Below are 19619 nucleotides of genomic sequence, written 5' to 3' on the forward strand. Positions count from 1 at the left end.
GGGCTTGGCATGGCTGGGGGTGACATCGACCCGGTGGCGGCGGCGCGGGCGTGGATCGGGACGCCCTACCGCGCGGGCGCCGCCCTGCGCGGCGTCGGCTGCGATTGCGTCGGCCTGGTGCGCGGCGTTCTGCGCGACGTGACGGGGCGACACGTTCCGGCGCCGCATGGATGGCGAGCAGATTGGGCCGCGGCGCCCGGCGCGCCGCTTCTGGACGCCGCCCGGCGGCATTTGATCGAGTTGAAGCCGGCCGAGGCCCGCCCCGGCGATGTTGTGGCCTTTCGGATGGGCGGTGCGCGGGTTGCCCATTGCGGCATCCTGACCGACGCGGGGCGCGTCGTCCATGCGGCTGAGGGGGTCGGGGTGGTCGAGGTGACGCTTGCGGCATGGCGCGGAAGAATCGCATTTTGCGCGCGCTTCCCGGTGCGCTTCCCGGCGCTATAGGGGGCGCCGTGCCGCGGCGTCAGCCGAACGCGGCGGCGATCTGGAGGGCGTAGTCAACCCACCACCACGCCGCGCCTGCGGCGAGCGCCGCGTGGAAGACGGGCGAGCGATCCACCTTTGCCAGGATGGCGTCGAGGCGGCCGGGCTGTCTTTCGTTCCCGTAGTCGAATCTTGCCATTGCATCCGCCCCCCATCGTGGCGCCGCGGCTACCCGAGCCGCGCGAGCGCGCGCCGCAGGCGGTAAAGCGTGCCGCCGGCCTTGCGCATCGTTTCAAAATCGCCGCGGGCCGCGGCCGCTTCAAAGCGCGCCTTGTGAAGCGCGATGCGGGCCTCCACCGCCCGCCGCGCGTTGGCGTATTCCTGCGCCGAAAGGGGCTTTTGGTCCATGTCAGCGCCCCCCGCCCGGCCCCGCCGCAAGGCGGGCGTGGAATTCTTCGCGGGTGACTCCATGGCGGGCCGTGAACACATCCGCCGCGGCCGACATGGCGACGCATTCGGCGGGGGCGGGCCGCGGGCTGGACGCGATGCGGGCGGCCAGCAATGTGATGGCGGCATCGCACATGGCGGCCACGGCGGAATCGAGCGCCGAGATTGCCAAGCGGGCATCCGCCGGCGTTCGCGCGGCGATCACGCGCGCGGCGTGGGCCAAGACTTCGCGTTGGGCTTCTGGGCGCATGTCCGTTCCCTTCCATTTTGTGCAAATGCAATCAACTTTCGCGCCCCTTTTCGCATCATATGACACGAATTGCAAGTTGAAAGACCGGGCGTCGAATTCTCTTTTTCTAGACCTGATAGGCGCCTGGCGCGGCGCCGGGCGGGCATCATCTGACACCTGCACGCGGGGGGTTCAAAATGGCGACTCTGGCATTGGCGGCCGCCGGCGCGGCCATTGGCGGCGGCATCGGGGGCGCGGTTCTGGGCGTCGGGGCGGCTGCGATTGGGCAGGCCCTCGGCGCTGTGGCTGGGCAATACGTGGACTCGCTGCTGCTGGGCGGTTCTTCTGCATCGCAGCGCGTGGCCGGGCCGCGAATGCAATCGCTTGACGTGATGGTGGCCCAGGAGGGCGTCGCGCTGCCCCGCGTCGAGGGGCGCGCCCGCGTCGCGGGCCGCGTCATCTGGGCGACTCGCATCGAGGAAGTGGCGACCACCACCACCCAGGAGGTGGGGGGCAAGGGCGGCGGCGGGCAGGAAGTCGAGTCGACCGATTACACCTATTTTGCCAGCTTCGCGGTGGCCGTGGCCGAGGGGCCGGTGGCGCATTTCGGCCGCCTGTGGGCTGACGGCAAGCCCTTGGACATTAGCGGCCTTGTGGTGCGCTTCTACCACGGCGGCGATGCGCAGCAGCCCGACCGGCTGCTGGAGGAAAAGGACGGCGCGGCGCCCGCCTATCGCGGCACCGCATACGTGGTTTTTGAGCGCATGCCCCTTGCGCAGTTCGGACGCAGGATTCCGCAAATCACATTCGAGGTGTTCGGGTTCTCGGGCGATCTGGAGTCGCTGGTGCGGGGCGTGGATTTGATTCCGGGCACCACGGAATGGGGCTATCACCCCGAAGTCATCACCCAGGTGGCGCGCAACGCGGCCGGAAAGATTGTTTCCGAGCGCCCGGAGAACGCGCACCGGCATGAAGGAATTTCCGACCTGTCGTTGTCCGTTGACATGATGGAGGAAGTTCTGCCCAACGCCGACACCGTGGCCCTGGTGGTGGCCTGGTTCGGGGACGACCTGCGGGCAGGGCTTTGCGAAATCGCGCCGCGCGTGGAGGTTGGCGTCAAGGATACGGCGCCCGCGGCATGGTCGGCCGGCGGATTGGACCGCGCGGCGGCGCGCGTCGTCTCGCAGTCTGGGGGGCGGCCCGCATTCGGATCATCGCCGGCAGATTCGAGCGTGATTGAGGCAATCAAGCATCTGCGCGGCCGCGGCAAGCGGGTGGTTCTTTATCCGTTCATTATGATGGACATTCCGCCCGGCACCGGCAAGCCCAGCCCGTGGGGGGGCGAGCAGGGCGCGTATCCTTGGCGCGGCAGGATCGCGCCCGACCCCGCCGCGGCCGTGGCCGATGAGGTGGCCGCCTTCGCCGGCTCCGCCGCGGTGTCTGATTTCAGCATTGCGGGCGGCGCCGTTTCCTATGCAGGGCCGGCGGAATGGGGTTATCGCCGCTTCATCCTGCACCTTGCCCACCTGGCGGCGGCGGCGGGGGGCATCGACGCCATGCTGGTGGGGTCTGAAATGGTCGGCATGACCCAGGCCACCGACGCGCCGGGCGTTTACCCGTTCGTTGACGTGTTGTCCGACCTGGCGCGGGATGTGAAGGCCGTTCTGCCCGCCGCGCTGGTGTCATATGCGGCGGATTGGTCGGAATACCATTCCCACCGGCAGGGCGGCGATGTGTGGTTCAACATGGACTCGCTTTGGGCGTCGCCGCATGTCGATTTTGTCGGAATTGACAATTACTTGCCCCTGGCTGACTGGCGCGAGGGGACGGCCCACCTTGATTATGACGCGGACAAGGGGCACACGTCGCAATATTCATTGGATTACCTGAAATCGCAGGTTGAGGGCGGCGAGTTCTTCGATTGGTATTATGCCACGGAGGCCGACCGGGCCGCGCAGGTGAGAACGCCAATCAATGATGGCGCGCACGGCGAGCATTGGGTGTATCGTCAAAAGGACATTCGGGGCTGGCACGGGGCGGCGCACCACAACCGCCCAGGCGGGGTTCGCGACGCCGCGCCGACCGCTTGGGCGCCGGGGGCGAAACCCGTATGGTTCACCGAGTTGGGCGCCCCTGCGGTGGACAAGGCGGCAAATCAGCCCAATGCGTTCTTTTCTGCGAATTCATCGGAGGGCGCTTATCCGCACCATTCCAGCGGCGCGCGCGATGACTTCGCGCAACGTCAGTTCCTGCGCGCCGCGCTGGAATGGTGGGGCGAGCACGGGGCGGGCGTTGTTGACCCGGCCGGCATTCTGATTTGGGCTTGGGATGCGCGGCCTTGGCCCGAATTTCCCACGCAAGACTCGGTGTGGGCAGATGGGCCGGATTGGTCGCTGGGGCATTGGCTGAACGGCCGGGCCGGGGCGGCGCCGGCGCGCGAGGCCATCGCCCGCCGGCTGGCGCTTCACGGGTTTGGCGCGGACGACCTGAACCTGGCCGACGCGCACGGGCAGGTTGATGGCTACGCCACGCGCGAGGCCGTCAGCTTCCGCGAGTGGTTCCAGCCCTTGGAGTTGTTGTTGGCGCTGGATGCGTTCGAGGATTTCGGCGCGCTGACCGTGCGCGCGAGAATTGCGGCGCCGCCCGCGGGGCTGGTGCGGGCCGACGACATGGTGGACGCCGAGGGCGCGCCGCGCTTCACGGCCACCCGCCGCGCTCTGGCTGATGCGCCGGGCGCCGCGGTGCTGCGCTATGTCAACGGCCTGGGCGACTATGAATCCGCAGCGGTGCGCGCCGCGATCGAGGAAGGCCCGGAGGTGGGTTTGGCGGTGGCTGAAACGCCGCTTGTGCTGGACCAGGAATTGGCCCTTCCGGCCGTGGAATCGTGGCTGCGCAAGGCGGCCGGGGCGCGCGAGCGCATCGCGTTTGCCCTGCCGCCATCGGCCTTTGGCGTTCGCCCTGGGCGGTTGATTGACGTTCTATTGCCCAGCGGCGACCGCCGGACTCTGATTGTTGAGTCCGTCACCGAAGGGGCGGCCCGCGCCGTGGTTGGCGTGGACTTCGACGCCGCCGCCATCAACCGCGGCCGGGCCGTGCGGCGCGGCGCGCCCGTGGCGTTGCGCCCGCGTTCGCGCAGCATCCTGATGGAGTTTCTCGACTTGCCCTTGTTGGCGGACCAGGCGGCGCCTGATTGGCGGGGATATGTGGCCGCCCACGCCGACCCATGGCCTGGGGGCGCGGTGCTGCTGCGAAGCCCCGACGAATTCACGGGCTACCAATCCAATGCGGTTTTGGGGCTTCGGGCGGCGATGGGTGAAACGGCGACGCCGCTTGAGCCGGGCCGCCTGTGGGCTTGGAGCGGTGAGTCCGTTGATGTTCGCATGTTCTCGGGGGGCCTTGTCACCCGCCCGCGCGTGGACGTTCTGAACGGCGCCAACGCGCTGGCGGTGAAGCATCCGGCCGGGTGGGAGGTGGTGCAATTCCGCGCGGCCGATCTTGTCGGCCCCGACACGTGGCGCCTTTCCGGGCTGCTGCGCGGGCAGCGCGGCACCGAATCCGTGCGCGCGGCGGCGCCGCTTCCGCCCGGCGCTTCCGTGGTGGCCCTCGACGCCGCGGTGGCCCCTGTTGCCATGTCGCCGCAGGATGTGGGCCGGGCGTGGTGGTGGAAATACGGCCCGGCCGGCGTCGCCCAAGATGATGCTTCGTTCCGCACCGCATCACATGCGTTCGCGGGCCTCGGCCGGCGGCCGTTTTCGCCTGTCCATCTGCGCGCTGCATATGCGGGCGGCGATGTGATCCTGACATGGACGCGGCGCACGCGAATCGAGGGGGACCGCTGGCCCGATGTGGGCGACTCGCCGCTTGGCGAGTCATCCCTGGCCTGGCGGGTCGAGATTGGCCCGGCGGACGACCCGGCGCGGGTGGCCGAGATAGCCGGCGCCGATGTGTCGGGCTGGACCTATTCCGCGGCCATGCAGGCGGCGGACGGCCTGACCGGCCCCGCCGAGGTGCGCGTGGCGCAGGTGTCCGAGACGTTCGGGCCTGGCGTTCCCGCCCGCATGACCATCAACATTTAAAAGGAGGCTGGCATGGCAACGCCATTTTTTGGGGTTCCCTATATCGCCGCCGACCAGGCGCAAAAGCACGTCACCCACAACGAGGCCATGGACATGCTGGCCGCCATGGCCGGCGCTTCCGTGGTCAGCGCCACCGACCCCTCGCCGGCGGCGCCGGCCGAGGGGGCGGCGTGGATCGTTCCGCCCGGCGGCGCATTCGTCACGCCCGAGGGCGCGAGTCTCGCCCCCGGCGATGTTGCGGTGTATCTGGGCGGCGGGTGGTTCGGCGGACCCGCGCCGACCGGGCACCGGCTGCTTGTGCTGGATGAGGGCGCGCACCGAGTCCATGTGGGCGGCGGCGTATGGGCGCCCGGATCGGTGGCCGGCGCTAGCGGCTCTTCGCTGGGGCTGGCGATCCGCGACGGCGCGCTGGACCTGGCCGGGGCCAGCGCCGCCGCGGCCGGGCTGATTCCGCCGCGCGCCATCGTGCTGGGCGTCACGTGTTGGGTGCTTGAGGAAGTGACCGGCGCCGCGTCGTATGACTTGGGCGACGGATCGGACCCTAGCAGGTTCGGCGGCGCCCTGGGCACATCGCTGGGCGCGGCCAATGTCGGGGTGGTCGGCCCGTTTGCGACCTATGCGCCGGCCGATGTGGTGGCGACGGCAAACGGCGGGACATTCACCGGCGGCAGGCTGGGCTTGTCGGTGTCGCTCATCATTCCGGCGGCGCCCTGATGGCCGGCGGCAAGCGCAAGTTGATTCTCGACGCGGTGCGCGCGCGCATCGCTGTGGCGTGGCCCGACGCGGTGGACCGCACCGAGGAGCCAGAAGCCGCCGCCGCGGACCGGCTGCCCGCCTTCTGGGTGGCGGCGGCGGAACGCGAGCGCGAGCCGCGCGCGATGAACGCCCCCGGCGCGTATATCGTCCAGGATGAAATCACCGTGGCCGCGCAAGTGGCCGGCCGCGGCGATATGGAGTCGCGGCTGTCGTCTCTGGCTTGCGGGCTGGCGGATGTTTTGGCGGCGCCGCCCGCCCGGCTTGGCGGGTTGGCGCAATACGTTGACCCCGCCGGCTTCGAGGTTTCGGTGGGGCGCGGCGAGCGCCGCGTGGGCACCGTTGAAGCGCGGTTTCTTGTGCAGTTCGTCACCGACCAGGCGCCCCCGCACGTTCCCGGCGGCGCCTTCGATGAAGGCTATTCCGAGGCATTCGACTAGGAGGCGGCCATGCCCGCGCAAACCCGCGCCGCGACATTGGCGCAAATTGCAAACCTGATCCCGGATAACGAGGAGGGCGCCATCACCCCCGCCCACCTGCGCACCGTGCTGCGCACCATCACGGATTCGGCGGTGTTCCCGGAGGATGAATACGCCGCCCCGCCGGCGACGCCCACGCCCACCCCTTCCGACTTCAACGCCGATTTCAGCGCCGACTTTGGCGCCAGCGCAGGAGCCTGACATGACCGAAAGAACAAGGGCCGATTTTCTGAATCAGGTTGCGGCCAAGGTGGACACGACCGGCCAGGGCGGCACGTCTGGGCAAGACCTGATTGACCTTCTGACCGACGCCGCCGACTCCTTCGCGATGGCGGCATCGGTTCCCGGCGCCACGTCTGACCTGATGAATGACGGCGCCGGCGACGCCGCGGGGCCGTTCGTGGCGTCGGCGGACGTGGCCCGCATCGTGACGCTGACCCAGGCCGAATATGACGCGCTTGCAGCGCCCGACGCGGCAACCCTTTACATTGTGAACGGGTGATCTGATGGCGCTTTTTTTCGGCAGCGATCCCGTGGCCCTGCCCGCCCCCGCCTACCTTGGCGCCGCGCAGGTGTTTACGCCCCCGCCCGACTGGCCCGCCGACGCGGTGGCGGTGTGGCTGATCCTGGGGCAGTCCAACGCATCGGGATGGGCGCCCTATGAGCAAGACCCCGCCAAGGCCGACCCGGCGGCGGCCGTGCCTGCGCTGGCGGCAGGGGAGCGCATGATTCACGAATGGGCGCGCTTCACCCCTGCGGACGTTCCGGCCAGCGCCACGGGCGGCCAGTTCAGCCGGCGCGGCCTCGCGACCCCCGGCGCCGGCGAGCCGCGCACCGCGGCCAAGATGTGGAGCGGGGGCGTTTGGGGAATCCCGGACGCGACGCCATCTTTCGGCCCCGAGGTTGGCCTGGTGCGTCACGTGCTGGGCGCGCCGGCGGCCCGCAAATGGCGCGACGACGCCGACCCCCGGCTTTACGTGCTGAAGGCGACGCTTGGCGGCACCGAAGTGGACGCATTCCGCCACGGCGGGCGGGAAACGGCCTATTCGCTCGGCGCGATCCAGACCACCGCAGGAGTCAACCTGGCGGGGCTGGCGGCCGCCGGAAAGTCTGTTCTGATCCAGGGGGCGGTGGTGGTCATCGGAGAGGCCGACGCCAACCTTGACCACCCCGGCGGCGGCGCGAAAATGGGCGAGTCCATGTCTGGCCGGCTCCAGGAATACGTGCGGCAGGTGCGCGCGCTGCTGGGCTGCGACTTCCCGGTGGCGCTTGTCGAGGTATTCGAGAACGGCGCGGATCGGGCCGCGGTTAACGGGCAGTTGGCCGCCGCCGCCGCCGAGATTCCAAACGCAACGCTGATTTCCGGCGGTGGGGCGTGGGGGACGGCGGACGCCGACACCCACTATGATGGCGCCGCGCAGGGCGACATTGGCCGGCGCGCATTCGCGTGGATTCGCGACGCGCACGGCCGCCCCGGCGACGGGCTGGTGGTGTCGCACCCGTTCAGCGGCTTTCGCCCGGCCTTCCTGTTGCCCCCCATGTTCACCGATGACACCGGGTCGCAAATGGAGGTTTCGGGCCACGCCAGCGTTGGCGGGCGCGTTTTCGGCATGGTCTTGGATGCGGGCAGTGCGCCCCCTTCCGCCGCCGACCTGCTGGCGGCGGCCAGCGTGCCCGGCAAGGTGTCTGACTTCACCCTGGACCTTTTGGCGGCCGGGGATTTCAGCGCGTTCACGGGGTCGGGCACCTTCGCGGCAAATACGGTTCAAGACGCCTACTTCATCCTTTCGGAGATTGAAGCCGGCGCGCCCGTGGGGGCGCCTTCGGCCGTCCACAAGCTGACCCGAGGCGGCGGAACCAAGATTGCGCCCGACCTGGCGGTGGCTTCCGCTGGCGCGGGCGCCGCGACGGCGACGTGGGGCGCCACGGCGCCTGGGACCGACACCTGGGCGGTGTTCGAGGGCGACGTGTTCTTCCACCGGCCCGAGGACATCGAGGCGGGCGCGTTCCGGCCGGTGCTGTGGGGCCAGCAGGCTGACCACGGGGCCAATTATTCGGGCGTTGCGAACCTGTCGGGCCTGACCCCCGGCGCGCTCTACACCTTCCAAGTGACCACCCGCCGCAGGATCGACACCAACCCCGCCGCGGGCCTGACGGGCGAAACCCGCCGCGCTGTGTTCACCGCCGGCGCGTGAACCATAGGGGGGCGCCGCGCCCCGACCGCTGCAAAACAGCATCAAAGGCCCCGGCATTCGCGCGCGGGGCCTTTTCGTTTTCCGTGTTGCCCGTGGAGGTTGGCATGTTTGAACGCGCAATGGCCTTTGTCGAAAGGTGGGAGGGCGGTTGGTCTGACGATCCGCGCGACCCTGGGGGCCTCACGAAATGGGGCGTCACCCTGCGCGCCCTCGCGGCCGCGGCCCTTGACGTAACCGGCGACGGCCGCGTGGATCGCCGCGACCTGGCCGCCATGACCCGCGCGGAGGCGCGCGCCTTTTACCGGGCGGCATATTGGAATGCTTGCCGCTGTGGCGACATGCCCCCGGCTGTGGCCCTGCTGGTGTTCGACTCGGCCGTCAATCAGGGGCCGCGCCGCGCGGCGCGAATTGTGCAGGCCGCCGCCGGCGTCGCGGCTGACGGAATCGTGGGGCCTGTCACATTGGCCGCCATCGAGCGGGAGGCGCGCTTGCGCCCCGATTCGTTCTTGCGCGACGTGGCCGCCAGGCGGGCGCTTCATTATTCGGGCTTGCCGCACATCGTGCGCTTTGGCCTGGGGTGGTTCCGGCGGCTTTTCGCGGCGCACCTTGAGGCGGCCCGCCTTCCCAACATCCGCGACGGATACGCGGCGCCGAGGGCGGACTCGTGACGCGCGGACCCCTTGACCGGATCGACGCGGGGCTTTTCGCCACCATGGCGACGGCGGCCGGGGTGGACCGCTGGGCCGGCGCCATTTCCGGCGAAATCGGCAACCCCGGCGCGGGGCTGGCGGCGCGCTTCGTTGAGCAATCGGTGGCGGCGTTCGAGTGGGGCGGCCTGCCCGTTTACGTCACCGCCGCCGACGCGCTGGCGCTGGCGTCTGGCGTTGTTCTGCTGGTGCGCTTCGCCGCGTGGGCGCTGTCGCCGCTGTTCGCATTGATTTTGCGGGGGCGGCGATGACCGCGCGCGGCGCGCGCGCGCCCATCACGCCGCAGGAAGCGCGGGAGGCCGTTCAGGCGGTTGCGGCGGCGGGCAGCATCGCCGCCGCCGCGCGGGCCGTTGGCATGACTCGCGCGGCCGTTCAGCGCCGCCTGCGGGCCGCGGATCGTTACGGAATAACGCCGCACGGGGAAGTTGACGCAACGCGCGAGGTGGTCTTTCCCGTGCCCGAGCGGGGCGTGGCGCGTTATCTGCTTTCGGCGGTTCAAAACAACACCGCGCCGCATCGCGAGTTTTGGGCCAATCTGTTGGCGCTGGCCGAGGAAACCGGCGCGCGGGTGATGCTGGGCCGCATCCGATACAATCACACCCGGCAGCAGGTGGCGCAGGAAAAGGATGACGGCGCGGCGCAGGGCGATCTTTGGTATGCGCCCGAGTTCGCGCCCTATATCTGCGACGAGCGGGTGCGGCTGGCCCCTGGCCTGATGTGGGCGGGTGACATGAACGCCCTTCCGACCGCCGCCAACCCTCTTTCGGGCTTGGATAGCTTCACCGGCGTGGACTCCTGCATCTTCCCGCATACGCATCTTGCGCTGCGATCCATCGCCACCGCGAAGCCCGACCCGGTGAAAATCAATTACACCACCGGGGCGGCCACCCTCGCAAACTACATCAAGCGCAAGGCGGGCTTGAAGGCCGAATTTCATCACGCTTATTCCGGCTTGATGGTTGAAGTTGACGCCGCGGGCGACTGGTTCGTGCGCCAGGTGAACGCGGACCGGGCGGGCGTCATCCATGACCTTGACGCGCGCGTGGAGGGCGGCCGCGTCACCCGCGGCCACCGGGTCGCGGTGTTCACACCCGGCGACATACACGGCGAGCGCATCGACCAGGTGGTGGCGGGCGCGGTGTGGGGCGCCGGCGGCATGGTGGACGTTCTGCGCCCTCGCGCCCAGGTGTTGCATGACGTGTTCAATATGGGCCGGCGTTCGCACCATCTGGCGCTGGAGGAGCGCCTTGCGCTTCATTTCGCCGGGCGCGAATCGGTTGAATCCGAGGTTGAGGCTACCGCCGCTGAATTGCGGCGCATGGTGCGGCCGTGGGCTGAAACCTTCGTTGTGAAGTCGAATCACGATGAACACCTTGACCGATGGGTGAGGGAGTCGGACTGGCGCGCCGATCCTGTGAATGCGCATTTCTATCTTGCCGCGGCCTTGGCGAAGGTTGAGGCGATACGAGACGGGCGGGAATTCGACCTTGTGGCCTGGGCAATCGCCAGGGCCGGCGGCCCGCCCGTGCGCTTCCTTCGGCGCGATGAGCCGCTGACAATCGCCGGAATCGACCACGCGCACCACGGCGACCTAGGGCCGAACGGCGCGCGCGGGTCGGCTGCGGCGCTGGCGCGCATCGGCCGCCGATCCACCATTGGGCATTCGCACGGCGCCAACATCGTGGCCGGCTGCTACCAGGTGGGGGTCAGTTGTGAATTGTGCATGGGCTATAATCGCGGCCCCTCGAATTGGTCGCACACCCACGCCTTGACCTATGACAACGGCAAGCGCGCCCTTGTGACGATGCGGGGCGCGAAGTGGCGGGGCGAGTAGCGGCCCGCCTGGTTCCTTCCATTCACATGGCACATGAGGCCCCTATGTCGGACTCGCAGCACCCGCCGGCCCTTTGGCCGGCGTCGTTCATCATCGGCCTGGCGGGTGTCGCCGGGGTCGGAAAGTCAACCGTGGCGCGCGCGATCCAGCGGGCGCGCGGCGGCATTGTCGTTGACGGAACCGGCGTGCCCTTAAAGGCGATGCTGGCAGCGTTCTACGCGCAATGCAGCATTCCGCCGGCGGAGATTGCGCGCAGGATTGACGGCGACTTGAAGCGCGCGCCCGATCCGCTTTTGGGGGGGCGGACCCCCACGGAGGCGATGCAGCGGCTCGGGACCGAATGGGGCCGCGAACAGATGACGCCCGACCTTTGGGTGGGCGCCTGGGACCGCCGGGCGCGGGCGCATGTGTCTGCGGGCCGCGGCGTCGTCAACGATTCGGTGCGGTTCGAGAACGAGGCGGCCGCCATTCGCGCCCTCGGCGGCTTCGTGGTGCGCATCGTGGGCCCGAGGGGCGACGATGTGGGCGGCCACATTTCGGAAGCCGGCGTCGAGGCTGACGTGGCCGTTCTGAATGCTGCGGAAGATGACGGCGCGGCGGCCGCCCGCGAAGTCTTGCGCCATGCGGCGCGCCGCTGGGCCTGCGCGGCGGATTGCGCGGCCCTTGATGGGAGGTTTGAATCATGACCAAAGCGATGATGTTTTCCGCGGCCGGCGTCGCCGCCCTGCTGGCCGCCTGCACGCCCATTCGAGACGCCCGCGACGCAATCGCCGCGGGCGATGCGGCGGGGGTGGCCGCGGCCGCCCTTGACCTGTGCGCCGGCATGGATGCGGTGCAGGCCACGGGTGCCGCCGACGCGCTGGCGGCTGGCGTCGCGGAGGGTCAACTGGCCGCCGCGCGGGCGCTGCGCATCGACCTTTGCGCACGCCTGCGGGCCGCCGCTGCGCTGGCCGCCGCCGCCCCCTGATTCGGCCCGCGCGCGCCGGAACAAATCCCGGAACATTTGAACACCCGGCCGCCATGTGCGGCCGGGTTTTTTCTTTTTTTGCATTGGCTTAGACCAATGCCGCCAATCGGTTTTGAAACCCTAGGGGATGCCAAATTTCCAATTCTCCTCGGTTCCCGAGGATCTTGAGGGCGTCGCCGCCATCCCGCGCAACGGGCTGGCCGCGACGCCCTTTCGTTCGCCCTCGACACCCGCCCGAGAATCGCCGACGCGCCCCTTTGGGCGCCTTGGTCGACTCAGCCTGCACGGGCCTGTGAGCGGCGCGGCGCCCAACTCGGGCGGAGCGCGGATGCGCCGTCCACGCGCAAGGGCCGGCGGACCCGGGGCGAGGGGCGCTCTTCGTGAGATCTGAATTCACGCTCCGGCTGCGGCCTGGGCGCGGGCCTGCGGCTACGGCGGGCGAATCGATTCGCCCAAAAAACACGCATCCTCGGATCACACAAAGATGCGAAAACGCGCAATCCCTGCATTCCTGCACAAATTGTGGGCATTCTGGTGCCGCAGTGCAGCATCGGCGGGGCGGAAAGCTTGATTCCCTCGACGAGGGTCCGACAGCATGCCTGTGCGGCTCGTGGTCACAAGGCTCGGCGCCGCATGAAGAAGGAAAGAGGTGTGCGGCGGCGATCGCCTGGCCGGGTTCCTGCCGCCGCACGGTTTGCAACGGATGTTGCGGGGACATGCCTGCCATAACGGCCGCCTTGACGCAATGCGCCCCTCTTCCCGGGGGCCGCGGCGCAGGCGCGACCGGCAGGTCTCCGCACCTTCGAGGAGATGTGGGGAAACATGCTCGGTCGCAGAGAATTCCTGAAGATGGGCGCCGCCGGAACGGCGTTGCTCTCGGCGCCGTCGATCCTGCGCGCGGCCACGGACGGCCCGATCAAGGTCGGCGTGCTGCACTCGCTTTCGGGCACGATGGCGATTTCGGAGACGACGCTGAAGGACGTCATGCTCATGCTCGTCGAAGAGCAGAACAAGAAGGGCGGGCTGCTGGGGCGCGAACTGCAGCCGGTGGTCGTCGACCCCGCCTCGGACTGGCCGTTGTTCGCCGAGAAGGCCCGCGAGCTGATCGAGAAGGATCGGGTCGCCGCCGTCTTCGGCTGCTGGACGTCCGTGAGCCGCAAGTCCGTGCTGCCCGTGTTCAAGGAGCTGAACAACCTGCTGTTCTACCCCGTGCAATATGAGGGCGAAGAGAGCGAGCGCAACGTCTTCTACACCGGCGCCGCGCCCAACCAGCAGGCCATTCCGGCGGTCGATTATCTGATGAGCGAGGATGGCGGCGGCGTCGAGCGCTGGGTGCTGGCGGGCACCGACTACGTCTATCCGCGCACCACGAACAAGATCCTCGAGGCCTATCTGAAGTCCAAGGGCGTGGCGCCCGAGGACATCATGGTCAACTACACGCCCTTCGGCCACTCCGACTGGCAGACGATCGTCTCGGACATCAAGGCCTTCGGCTCGGCGGGCAAGAAGACGGCCGTGGTCTCGACCATCAACGGCGACGCCAACGTGCCCTTCTACAAGGAGCTGGCCAACCAGGGCATCTCGGCCGAGGACATTCCCGTCGTCGCCTTCTCGGTCGGCGAGGAGGAGCTTGCCGGGCTCGACGCCGCGCCGCTGGTCGGCCACCTTGCCGCCTGGAACTACTTCATGTCGGTGGACACGCCCGAGAACGCCGACTTCATCGCCAAGTGGCACGCCTTCACCGGCGACCCGAACCGCGTGACCAACGACCCGATGGAAGCCCACTACATCGGCTTCAACATGTGGGTGAAGGCGGTCGAGAAGGCCGGCACGACCGACCCGGACGCGGTGATCGACGCCATCGTCGGCGTCTCGGCCCCGAACCTGACCGGCGGCTGTTCCACGATGATGCCCAACCACCACGTCACCAAGCCCGTGCTGGTGGGCGAGATTCAGGAGAACGGGCAGTTCGACGTGGTGTGGGAGACGCCCGGCCTCGTCGTCGGCGACGCATGGTCGGACTATCTGCCCGACAGCGCCAAGCTGATCTCGGACTGGCGCGCGCCGATGTCCTGCGGGAACTTCAACGTCGAGCTGGGCCGCTGCGGCGGCGCCGGCTGACGCGCGCGGCCCGGCGGCCGGACCGGCGGCGGCGGGCCCGGCCCGCCGCCCGCCGCATGGCCGCCCTTCCCGAAACCAGTCTCATCGCTTGTCGGAAAAGATGAAAAACGTGCTCGCCTTGCCCCTTCGCCCGTATCTTGCGGCCTTGCTGACGGCGCTTGCGCTGATGATGCCTTCCGCCAGCCGCGCCGCCGGCTTCGAGGAGCTTGTGGCGCGCCTGCCCGAGGGCGGCTATTCGGACCGCGCGCAAACCATCGACGCGATCGCCCGGACGGGCGACCCGCGCGCCGCGCAGCTGTTCGAGGCCCTGCTCGAGGGGCGGCTGCATGCGCGCAAGGCGGACGGGCGCGTCGTCATCGTTGTCGAGGGCGCGGCCGGCGCGACGGCCATCGATGCGCTCAGCGGCGAAAGCCTTGGCGAAGCGCCGGCCCGCTCCACCGAAAGGATCAAGGTCAACAACCGGCTGCGCGGGATGCTGCGCAGCGCGATCGGGGCGCTGTCGCTGACGAGCCCCGACCGCGAAACGCGGCTGAGGGCCGCGCAGTCGGTCCTCAAAAGCGGCGATCCGGCCGATATCGAAGCCCTGGACGCCGCCTTGTCGGCCGAGTCCGACAGGGAGGTCGCCGCCGCGCTGGCCGAAGCCCGCGCGGCGGCGATCCTGAACGCAAAGGCCCCCGTCGCGGAAAGACGCGCCGCGGTCGCCATCCTGGCGGCGCGCGGGGATGCGGCGGCGCAGGCGGCGCTCGCGCCCCATGCGTCCGATCCGGCGATCGGAGCCGAGGTCGCCGCCGCGCTGGCCCGGATCGAGCGCACGCAGCGGATGTGGGGCGTCGCGCAGAACGTCTGGTATGGCCTGTCGCTGGGATCCGTCCTGATGCTTGCCGCGATCGGGCTCGCCATCACCTTCGGCGTGATGGGCGTGATCAACATGGCCCATGGCGAGCTGGTCATGCTGGGCGCCTACACGACCTTCGCCGTGCAGGAAGCGATCCGCGGGTCTGCGCCGTGGCTTCTCGACTTCTCGCTGCTCATCGCCGCGCCTCTGGCGATGCTGGTCGCCGGCGGCGTCGGAATCGCCATCGAGCGCGGGATCGTGCGCCATCTCTACGGCCGCCCGCTCGAGACGCTGCTGGCCACATGGGGGGTGAGCCTGATCCTTCAGCAGGCGGTGCGCACGATCTTCGGGCCGAACAACCGCGAGGTCGGAAATCCATCGTGGATGTCCGGGGCCTTCGAGATCGGGCAGATGACGGTCACCTGGAGCCGGCTGTGGATCCTGATCTTCGCGCTCGCCGTCTTCTTCGCCCTGCTGCTCGTGCTCCGGCGCAGCTTCTTCGGGCTGCAGATGCGCGCGGTGACGCAGGACCGCCCGATGGCCGCCGAGATGGGCATCGACACCGGCCGCGTCGACGCGCTCACCTTCGGGCTTGGCGCGGGCATCGCCGGGCTTGCCGGGGTGGCGCTGAGCCAGATCGACAACGTCAGCCCCAATCTCGGCCAGAGCTACATCGTCGACAGCTTCATGGTCGTCGTCTTCGGCGGCGCGGGCAATCTGTGGGGCGCCCTCGCGGGGGGCTTCGGGCTTGGCGTCGTGAACAAGTTTCTCGAACCGTGGACCGGGGCGGTGCTGGGCAAGATCCTCGTGCTGGCGTTCATCATCCTGTTCATCCAGAAACGGCCCCGCGGGCTTTTCGCCCAGCGCGGCCGCGCAGCGGAGGCCTGAGCATGGCCCGCATCATCGACCGCCGCATGGCGATCTTCCTTGCCGGCCTGTTCATCCTGACGGTGGGCCTGCCCGTCGCCAGCTCGGCCGCGGCCGGCGAGCTGGCGCCGGCCTACCTCGTCTCGCTCGTCGGCAAGTATCTGTGCTACGCGCTGCTTGCCGTCGCGCTCGATCTTGTCTGGGGCTTGTGCGGCATCCTCAGCCTTGGCCATGGCGCCTTCTTCGCGCTGGGCGGCTATGCGATGGGGATGCACCTGATGCGCCAGATCGGGCCGCGCGGGGTCTATGGCGATCCGGTGCTGCCCGACTTCATGGTGTTCCTGAACTGGCAGGAGCTGCCCTGGTTCTGGCTCGGCTTCGACAGCTTCTGGTTCGCCGCGCTGATGGCGATGGCGGCGCCGGGGCTGCTGGCCTTCGTCTTCGGCTGGTTCGCCTTCCGCAGCCGGGTCAGCGGCGTCTACCTGTCGATCATCACCCAGGCGATGACCTATGCGCTGATGCTCGCCTTCTTCCGCAACGAGATGGGCTTCGGCGGCAACAACGGGCTGACCGACTTCAAGGAGATCCTGGGCCTCGACCTGACCGCCGCCTCCACCCGCACGGGGCTGTTCGCGGCCTCGGCGCTCGCGCTGGCGGGGGGCCTGCTGATCGCGCGCTGGATCGCCGCATCGAAGCTCGGCCGGGTGCTGGCGGCGATCCGCGATGCGGAAGAGCGCGCGCGCTTTCTCGGCTACCGGGTCGAGCACTACAAGCTTTTCGTCTTCGCCGTCTCGGCGGTGATGGCGGGCGTGGCGGGCGCGCTTTACGTGCCGCAGGTCGGCATCATCAACCCCGGCGAGTTCTCGCCGGCGAATTCCATCGAGATCGTCATCTGGGTCGCGCTCGGCGGGCGGGGCACGCTGGTCGGCGCCGCGCTCGGCGCGATGCTCGTCGCTCTGGCGAAGACGCTGTTGACCGCGTGGCTGCCCGAGCTGTGGCTGTTCGCGCTGGGCGGGCTGTTCGTGCTGGTCACGCTGTGGCTGCCGCGCGGCGTTCTGGGCGCGCTCGAGGACGGGCTCGGTCGGCTTCGCCCGGCGCGCGCTTCCGCCCCCGAGGAGGCAAGGGCATGAGCGGCTCGCTTCTCTATCTCTCCGGCGTGAGCAAGAGCTTCGAGGGCTTCCGCGCCATCGACAATCTCTCGCTCGTGGTCCTTCCGGGCGAACTGCGCGCGGTCATCGGGCCGAACGGCGCCGGCAAGACCACGATGATGGACATCGTCACCGGCAAGACCCGCCCCGACGAAGGCGAGGTGTTGTGGAAGGAGACCGTGGATCTGACCCGCGCCGACGAGGTCGAAACCGCCCGGCTCGGCATCGGCCGCAAGTTCCAGAAGCCCTCGGTGATCGAAAGCCTGACCGTGGCGGAAAACCTGGAGCTGGCGCTGAAGGGGCCGCGCGGGGTGGGCGCGACCCTGTTCGGGCGGCGCACGCGCGAGGAGGCGCGGGAAATCGAGCGGCTTCTTGCGCTGGTCCGGCTCGAAGAGGCGCGCGATGCGCTCGCCGGCAGCATGTCGCACGGGCAGAAGCAGTGGCTCGAGATCGGCATGCTTCTGGCGCAGGATCCCGAGCTTCTGCTGGTCGACGAGCCGGCCGCCGGCATGACCGATGCCGAGACGATGCGCACCGCCGAGCTTCTGCGCGAGATCGCCGGCAGGCATGCGGTGGTGGTGGTCGAGCACGACATGGAGTTCGTTCGCGCGCTCGGCTGCAAGGTGACGGTGCTGCATCAGGGACGGGTGCTGGCCGAGGGCTCGCTCGCGCATGTCTCCGCCAACGCCGAAGTCATCGAAGTCTATCTGGGGCGCTGAACGATGCTCGAAGTGAAGGACATCGACCTTTTCTACGGCGCGAGCCGGGCGCTCAAGTCGGTCTCGCTCGCGGCGCGGCCGGGCGAGGTGACGGCGGTGATGGGGCGCAACGGGGTGGGCAAGACCTCGCTGATCCGCGCCATCACCGGCCGCCGGCGCATCGCCCGCGGCGCCATTGTGTGGAACGGCGCGGACGTCGCGGCCCTGCCCGCCCACCGGCGCGCGCGCCTCGGCTTCGGCAGCGTGCCGCAGGGGCGCGAGATCTTTCCCCTCCTCACCGTGCGGGAAAACCTCGAGACCGGCTTTGCCTGCCTGCCGCGCGGCGAGCGGCGCCTGCCCGAGGAGGTGTTCGAGCTGTTCCCGGTGCTCGCGGAGATGCTGGGCCGTCGCGGCGGCGATCTTTCGGGCGGGCAGCAGCAGCAGCTTGCCATCGCGCGGGCGATGGTGACCCGCCCGAGGCTTCTGGTGCTGGACGAGCCGACCGAGGGCATCCAGCCCTCGATCATCAAGGACATCGGCCGCGCCATCGCCTGGCTGCGCGACCAGGGGCAGATGGCGATCGTTCTGGTCGAGCAGTATTTCGAGTTCGCACGCGACCTTGCCGACAGCTTCGTGGTGATGGACCGGGGCGAGGTGGTCATGTCGGGACGGCGGCGGGAAATGGTCGAGGCCGATGTTCGACGCCTGCTCACGGTCTGAGCGCGGCATGACGCACCAGCGCGCCCGCGGGCATGTGGCCGTCAGCTTTGCCGGCGAGCGGCTCGGGCGGCTCGCGCAGGCGGGCTGCGGGCGGATCATGATGCCGAGGAACGCCGGCGGCCCGCCGCTTGCGGTGGTGCTCAACACCGCCGGCGGCCTCACGGGCGGCGATCGCTTCGCGGTCGAGGCGGAGCTGAGCGAGGGGGCGCGGCTTGCGATGACCACGCAGGCGGCCGAGCGCGCATACCGTTCGATCAGCGGGGCGGCGCGGGTGGAGAGCCGGCTGCGGATCGGCCGGGGCTGCACGCTGTGGTGGCTGCCGCAGGAAACGATTCTTTTCGAGCGCAGCGCGCTCGCGCGAAGGCTCGAGGTCGAGATGGCCGAGGATGCGTGCTTCATCGGCCTCGAGATGCTGGTCCTGGGCCGCCGCGCCATGGGCGAGACGCTTGCGGCCGCGCAGCTTGCGGACCGCTGGCGCATCCGCCGCGGCGGGCGGCTTGCGCAGGCCGAGGCGTTGCGGCTCGGGGGCGACATGGCGGCGCTTGCGCGCGCGCCGGCGCTGCTCGACGGGGCGCGGGCGATCGGGTTGATGAGCTGCCTTGCGCCCGGGGCCGAAGCGCTTCTGCCGCAGGTGCGCCAGGCGCTCGCGCGCGACGATCTGCGCGCCGCCGCCTCGGCCTGGGAGGGGCGGATCGTGGTGCGCATGCTGGCGCCCGATCTCGCCCCGCTCAAGGCGCTGGCGGCGCGGCTTGTCGGGGTGCTGGGCGCGCAGGTTCCGACCGTCTGGCAGATATGAGGAGGCAGGATCACGATGAAGCTCACGCCCAGGGAAAGAGACAAGCTCATGGTCAGCGTCGCGGCGATGGTGGCCCGGGCGCGAAAGGCGCGGGGGGTGAAGCTCAACCACCCCGAGGCGGTCGCCCTCATCGCCGATTTCGTCGTCGAGGGCGCGCGGGACGGGCGGCGGGTGGCCGATCTGATGGAGGCCGCGGCGCATGTGATCCGGAGCGAGGACTGCATGGAGGGCGTGCCCGAGATGATCGACGAGATCCAGGTCGAGGCGACCTTCCCCGACGGAACCAAGCTGGTGACGGTGCACCGGCCGATCCGTTGATCCGCC

22 protein-coding genes are annotated in these 19619 nt (G+C 69.6%); 19 read left to right on the top strand and 3 right to left on the bottom strand.

The window, feature by feature from the left end:
• Positions 1–9: 9 nt before the first annotated feature.
• Positions 10–444: a DUF6950 family protein gene (locus BMW67_RS02030; protein ID WP_072748425.1), complete on the top strand. Its 435-nt coding sequence runs from the start codon at positions 10–12 to the stop codon at positions 442–444.
• Between the two features lie 19 nt (positions 445–463).
• Here the strand turns inward: BMW67_RS02030 and BMW67_RS15640 are convergent, their stop codons facing one another.
• The 3 genes from BMW67_RS15640 to BMW67_RS02040 are packed head-to-tail and all read right to left on the bottom strand — an operon-like array spanning position 464 to position 1282.
• The gene (locus BMW67_RS15640; protein ID WP_177174474.1) at positions 464–622 is read right to left on the bottom strand and encodes a hypothetical protein; all 159 of its coding nucleotides are present in this window, start codon (positions 620–622) and stop codon (positions 464–466) included.
• A gap of 29 nt (positions 623–651) precedes the next feature.
• Complete coding sequence (locus BMW67_RS16125) at positions 652–780, bottom strand: hypothetical protein (protein ID WP_256598405.1); 129 nt, start codon at positions 778–780, stop codon at positions 652–654.
• A gap of 52 nt (positions 781–832) precedes the next feature.
• Positions 833–1282 (bottom strand): hypothetical protein, encoded by a 450-nt coding sequence (locus BMW67_RS02040; RefSeq protein WP_125459062.1) that lies wholly within the window; start codon positions 1280–1282, stop codon positions 833–835.
• 14 nt (positions 1283–1296) lie between these two features.
• Here BMW67_RS02040 and BMW67_RS02045 point away from each other — a divergent pair, with 14 nt between their 5' ends.
• The 18 genes from BMW67_RS02045 (at position 1297) to BMW67_RS02130 (ending at position 19613) form a co-directional block, all read left to right on the top strand.
• Positions 1297–5175 carry a baseplate multidomain protein megatron gene (locus BMW67_RS02045; protein ID WP_072748422.1) on the top strand — a complete coding sequence of 1293 codons (3879 nt, stop codon included), beginning with the start codon at positions 1297–1299 and terminating at the stop codon, positions 5173–5175.
• Between the two features lie 12 nt (positions 5176–5187).
• On the top strand, positions 5188–5889 hold the full coding sequence (locus BMW67_RS02050; RefSeq protein WP_072748421.1) for a DUF2793 domain-containing protein: 702 nt from the start codon (positions 5188–5190) through the stop codon (positions 5887–5889).
• Entirely contained in the window at positions 5889–6368 is a 480-nt protein-coding gene (locus tag BMW67_RS02055; RefSeq protein ID WP_072748420.1) for a hypothetical protein, read from the top strand. Before BMW67_RS02050 ends, BMW67_RS02055 begins: the two co-directional genes overlap by 1 nt.
• Before the next feature lie 9 nt (positions 6369–6377).
• Positions 6378–6608, top strand: a complete 231-nt coding sequence (locus BMW67_RS02060; protein ID WP_072748419.1) for a hypothetical protein — start codon at positions 6378–6380, stop codon at positions 6606–6608.
• A 1-nt stretch (position 6609) separates the two neighbouring features.
• Positions 6610–6909 carry a phage upper tail fiber protein gene (locus BMW67_RS02065; protein WP_072748418.1) on the top strand — a complete coding sequence of 100 codons (300 nt, stop codon included), beginning with the start codon at positions 6610–6612 and terminating at the stop codon, positions 6907–6909.
• A gap of 4 nt (positions 6910–6913) precedes the next feature.
• A complete protein-coding gene (locus tag BMW67_RS02070; RefSeq protein WP_072748417.1) occupies positions 6914–8602 on the top strand; it encodes a hypothetical protein in 1689 nt (562 codons plus the stop codon).
• Positions 8603–8706: 104 nt separating this feature from the next.
• Complete coding sequence (locus tag BMW67_RS02075) at positions 8707–9270, top strand: glycoside hydrolase family 108 protein (protein ID WP_072748416.1); 564 nt, start codon at positions 8707–8709, stop codon at positions 9268–9270.
• Positions 9267–9560, top strand: a complete 294-nt coding sequence (locus tag BMW67_RS02080; protein ID WP_072748415.1) for a hypothetical protein — start codon at positions 9267–9269, stop codon at positions 9558–9560. Before BMW67_RS02075 ends, BMW67_RS02080 begins: the two co-directional genes overlap by 4 nt.
• Positions 9557–11143, top strand: coding sequence for a hypothetical protein (locus BMW67_RS02085; protein ID WP_072748414.1), 1587 nt, complete (start codon positions 9557–9559; stop codon positions 11141–11143). Before BMW67_RS02080 ends, BMW67_RS02085 begins: the two co-directional genes overlap by 4 nt.
• A gap of 44 nt (positions 11144–11187) precedes the next feature.
• On the top strand, positions 11188–11829 hold the full coding sequence (locus tag BMW67_RS02090; protein ID WP_072748413.1) for a nucleoside/nucleotide kinase family protein: 642 nt from the start codon (positions 11188–11190) through the stop codon (positions 11827–11829).
• Positions 11826–12110, top strand: a complete 285-nt coding sequence (locus tag BMW67_RS02095; RefSeq protein ID WP_072748412.1) for a hypothetical protein — start codon at positions 11826–11828, stop codon at positions 12108–12110. The genes BMW67_RS02090 and BMW67_RS02095 overlap by 4 nt, the downstream gene beginning before the upstream one ends.
• Before the next feature lie 822 nt (positions 12111–12932).
• Positions 12933–14231, top strand: coding sequence for an urea ABC transporter substrate-binding protein (urtA, locus tag BMW67_RS02100; RefSeq protein ID WP_245728429.1), 1299 nt, complete (start codon positions 12933–12935; stop codon positions 14229–14231).
• Between the two features lie 109 nt (positions 14232–14340).
• Positions 14341–15954: an urea ABC transporter permease subunit UrtB gene (urtB, locus tag BMW67_RS02105; protein WP_245728430.1), complete on the top strand. Its 1614-nt coding sequence runs from the start codon at positions 14341–14343 to the stop codon at positions 15952–15954.
• Positions 15955–15956: 2 nt separating this feature from the next.
• Positions 15957–17063, top strand: a complete 1107-nt coding sequence (gene urtC, locus BMW67_RS02110; RefSeq protein WP_072748083.1) for an urea ABC transporter permease subunit UrtC — start codon at positions 15957–15959, stop codon at positions 17061–17063.
• The gene (gene urtD, locus BMW67_RS02115; protein WP_072748084.1) at positions 17060–17800 is read left to right on the top strand and encodes an urea ABC transporter ATP-binding protein UrtD; all 741 of its coding nucleotides are present in this window, start codon (positions 17060–17062) and stop codon (positions 17798–17800) included. The genes urtC and urtD overlap by 4 nt, the downstream gene beginning before the upstream one ends.
• A gap of 3 nt (positions 17801–17803) precedes the next feature.
• A complete protein-coding gene (gene urtE, locus BMW67_RS02120; protein ID WP_072748085.1) occupies positions 17804–18499 on the top strand; it encodes an urea ABC transporter ATP-binding subunit UrtE in 696 nt (231 codons plus the stop codon).
• A gap of 7 nt (positions 18500–18506) precedes the next feature.
• Positions 18507–19295 carry an urease accessory protein UreD gene (locus BMW67_RS02125; protein ID WP_072748086.1) on the top strand — a complete coding sequence of 263 codons (789 nt, stop codon included), beginning with the start codon at positions 18507–18509 and terminating at the stop codon, positions 19293–19295.
• 15 nt (positions 19296–19310) lie between these two features.
• Positions 19311–19613 carry an urease subunit gamma gene (locus tag BMW67_RS02130; RefSeq protein ID WP_072748087.1) on the top strand — a complete coding sequence of 101 codons (303 nt, stop codon included), beginning with the start codon at positions 19311–19313 and terminating at the stop codon, positions 19611–19613.
• Positions 19614–19619: the final 6 nt, after the last annotated feature.

Source organism: Oceanicella actignis, assembly GCF_900111545.1.
Classification (GTDB): Bacteria; Pseudomonadota; Alphaproteobacteria; order Rhodobacterales; family Rhodobacteraceae; genus Oceanicella; species Oceanicella actignis.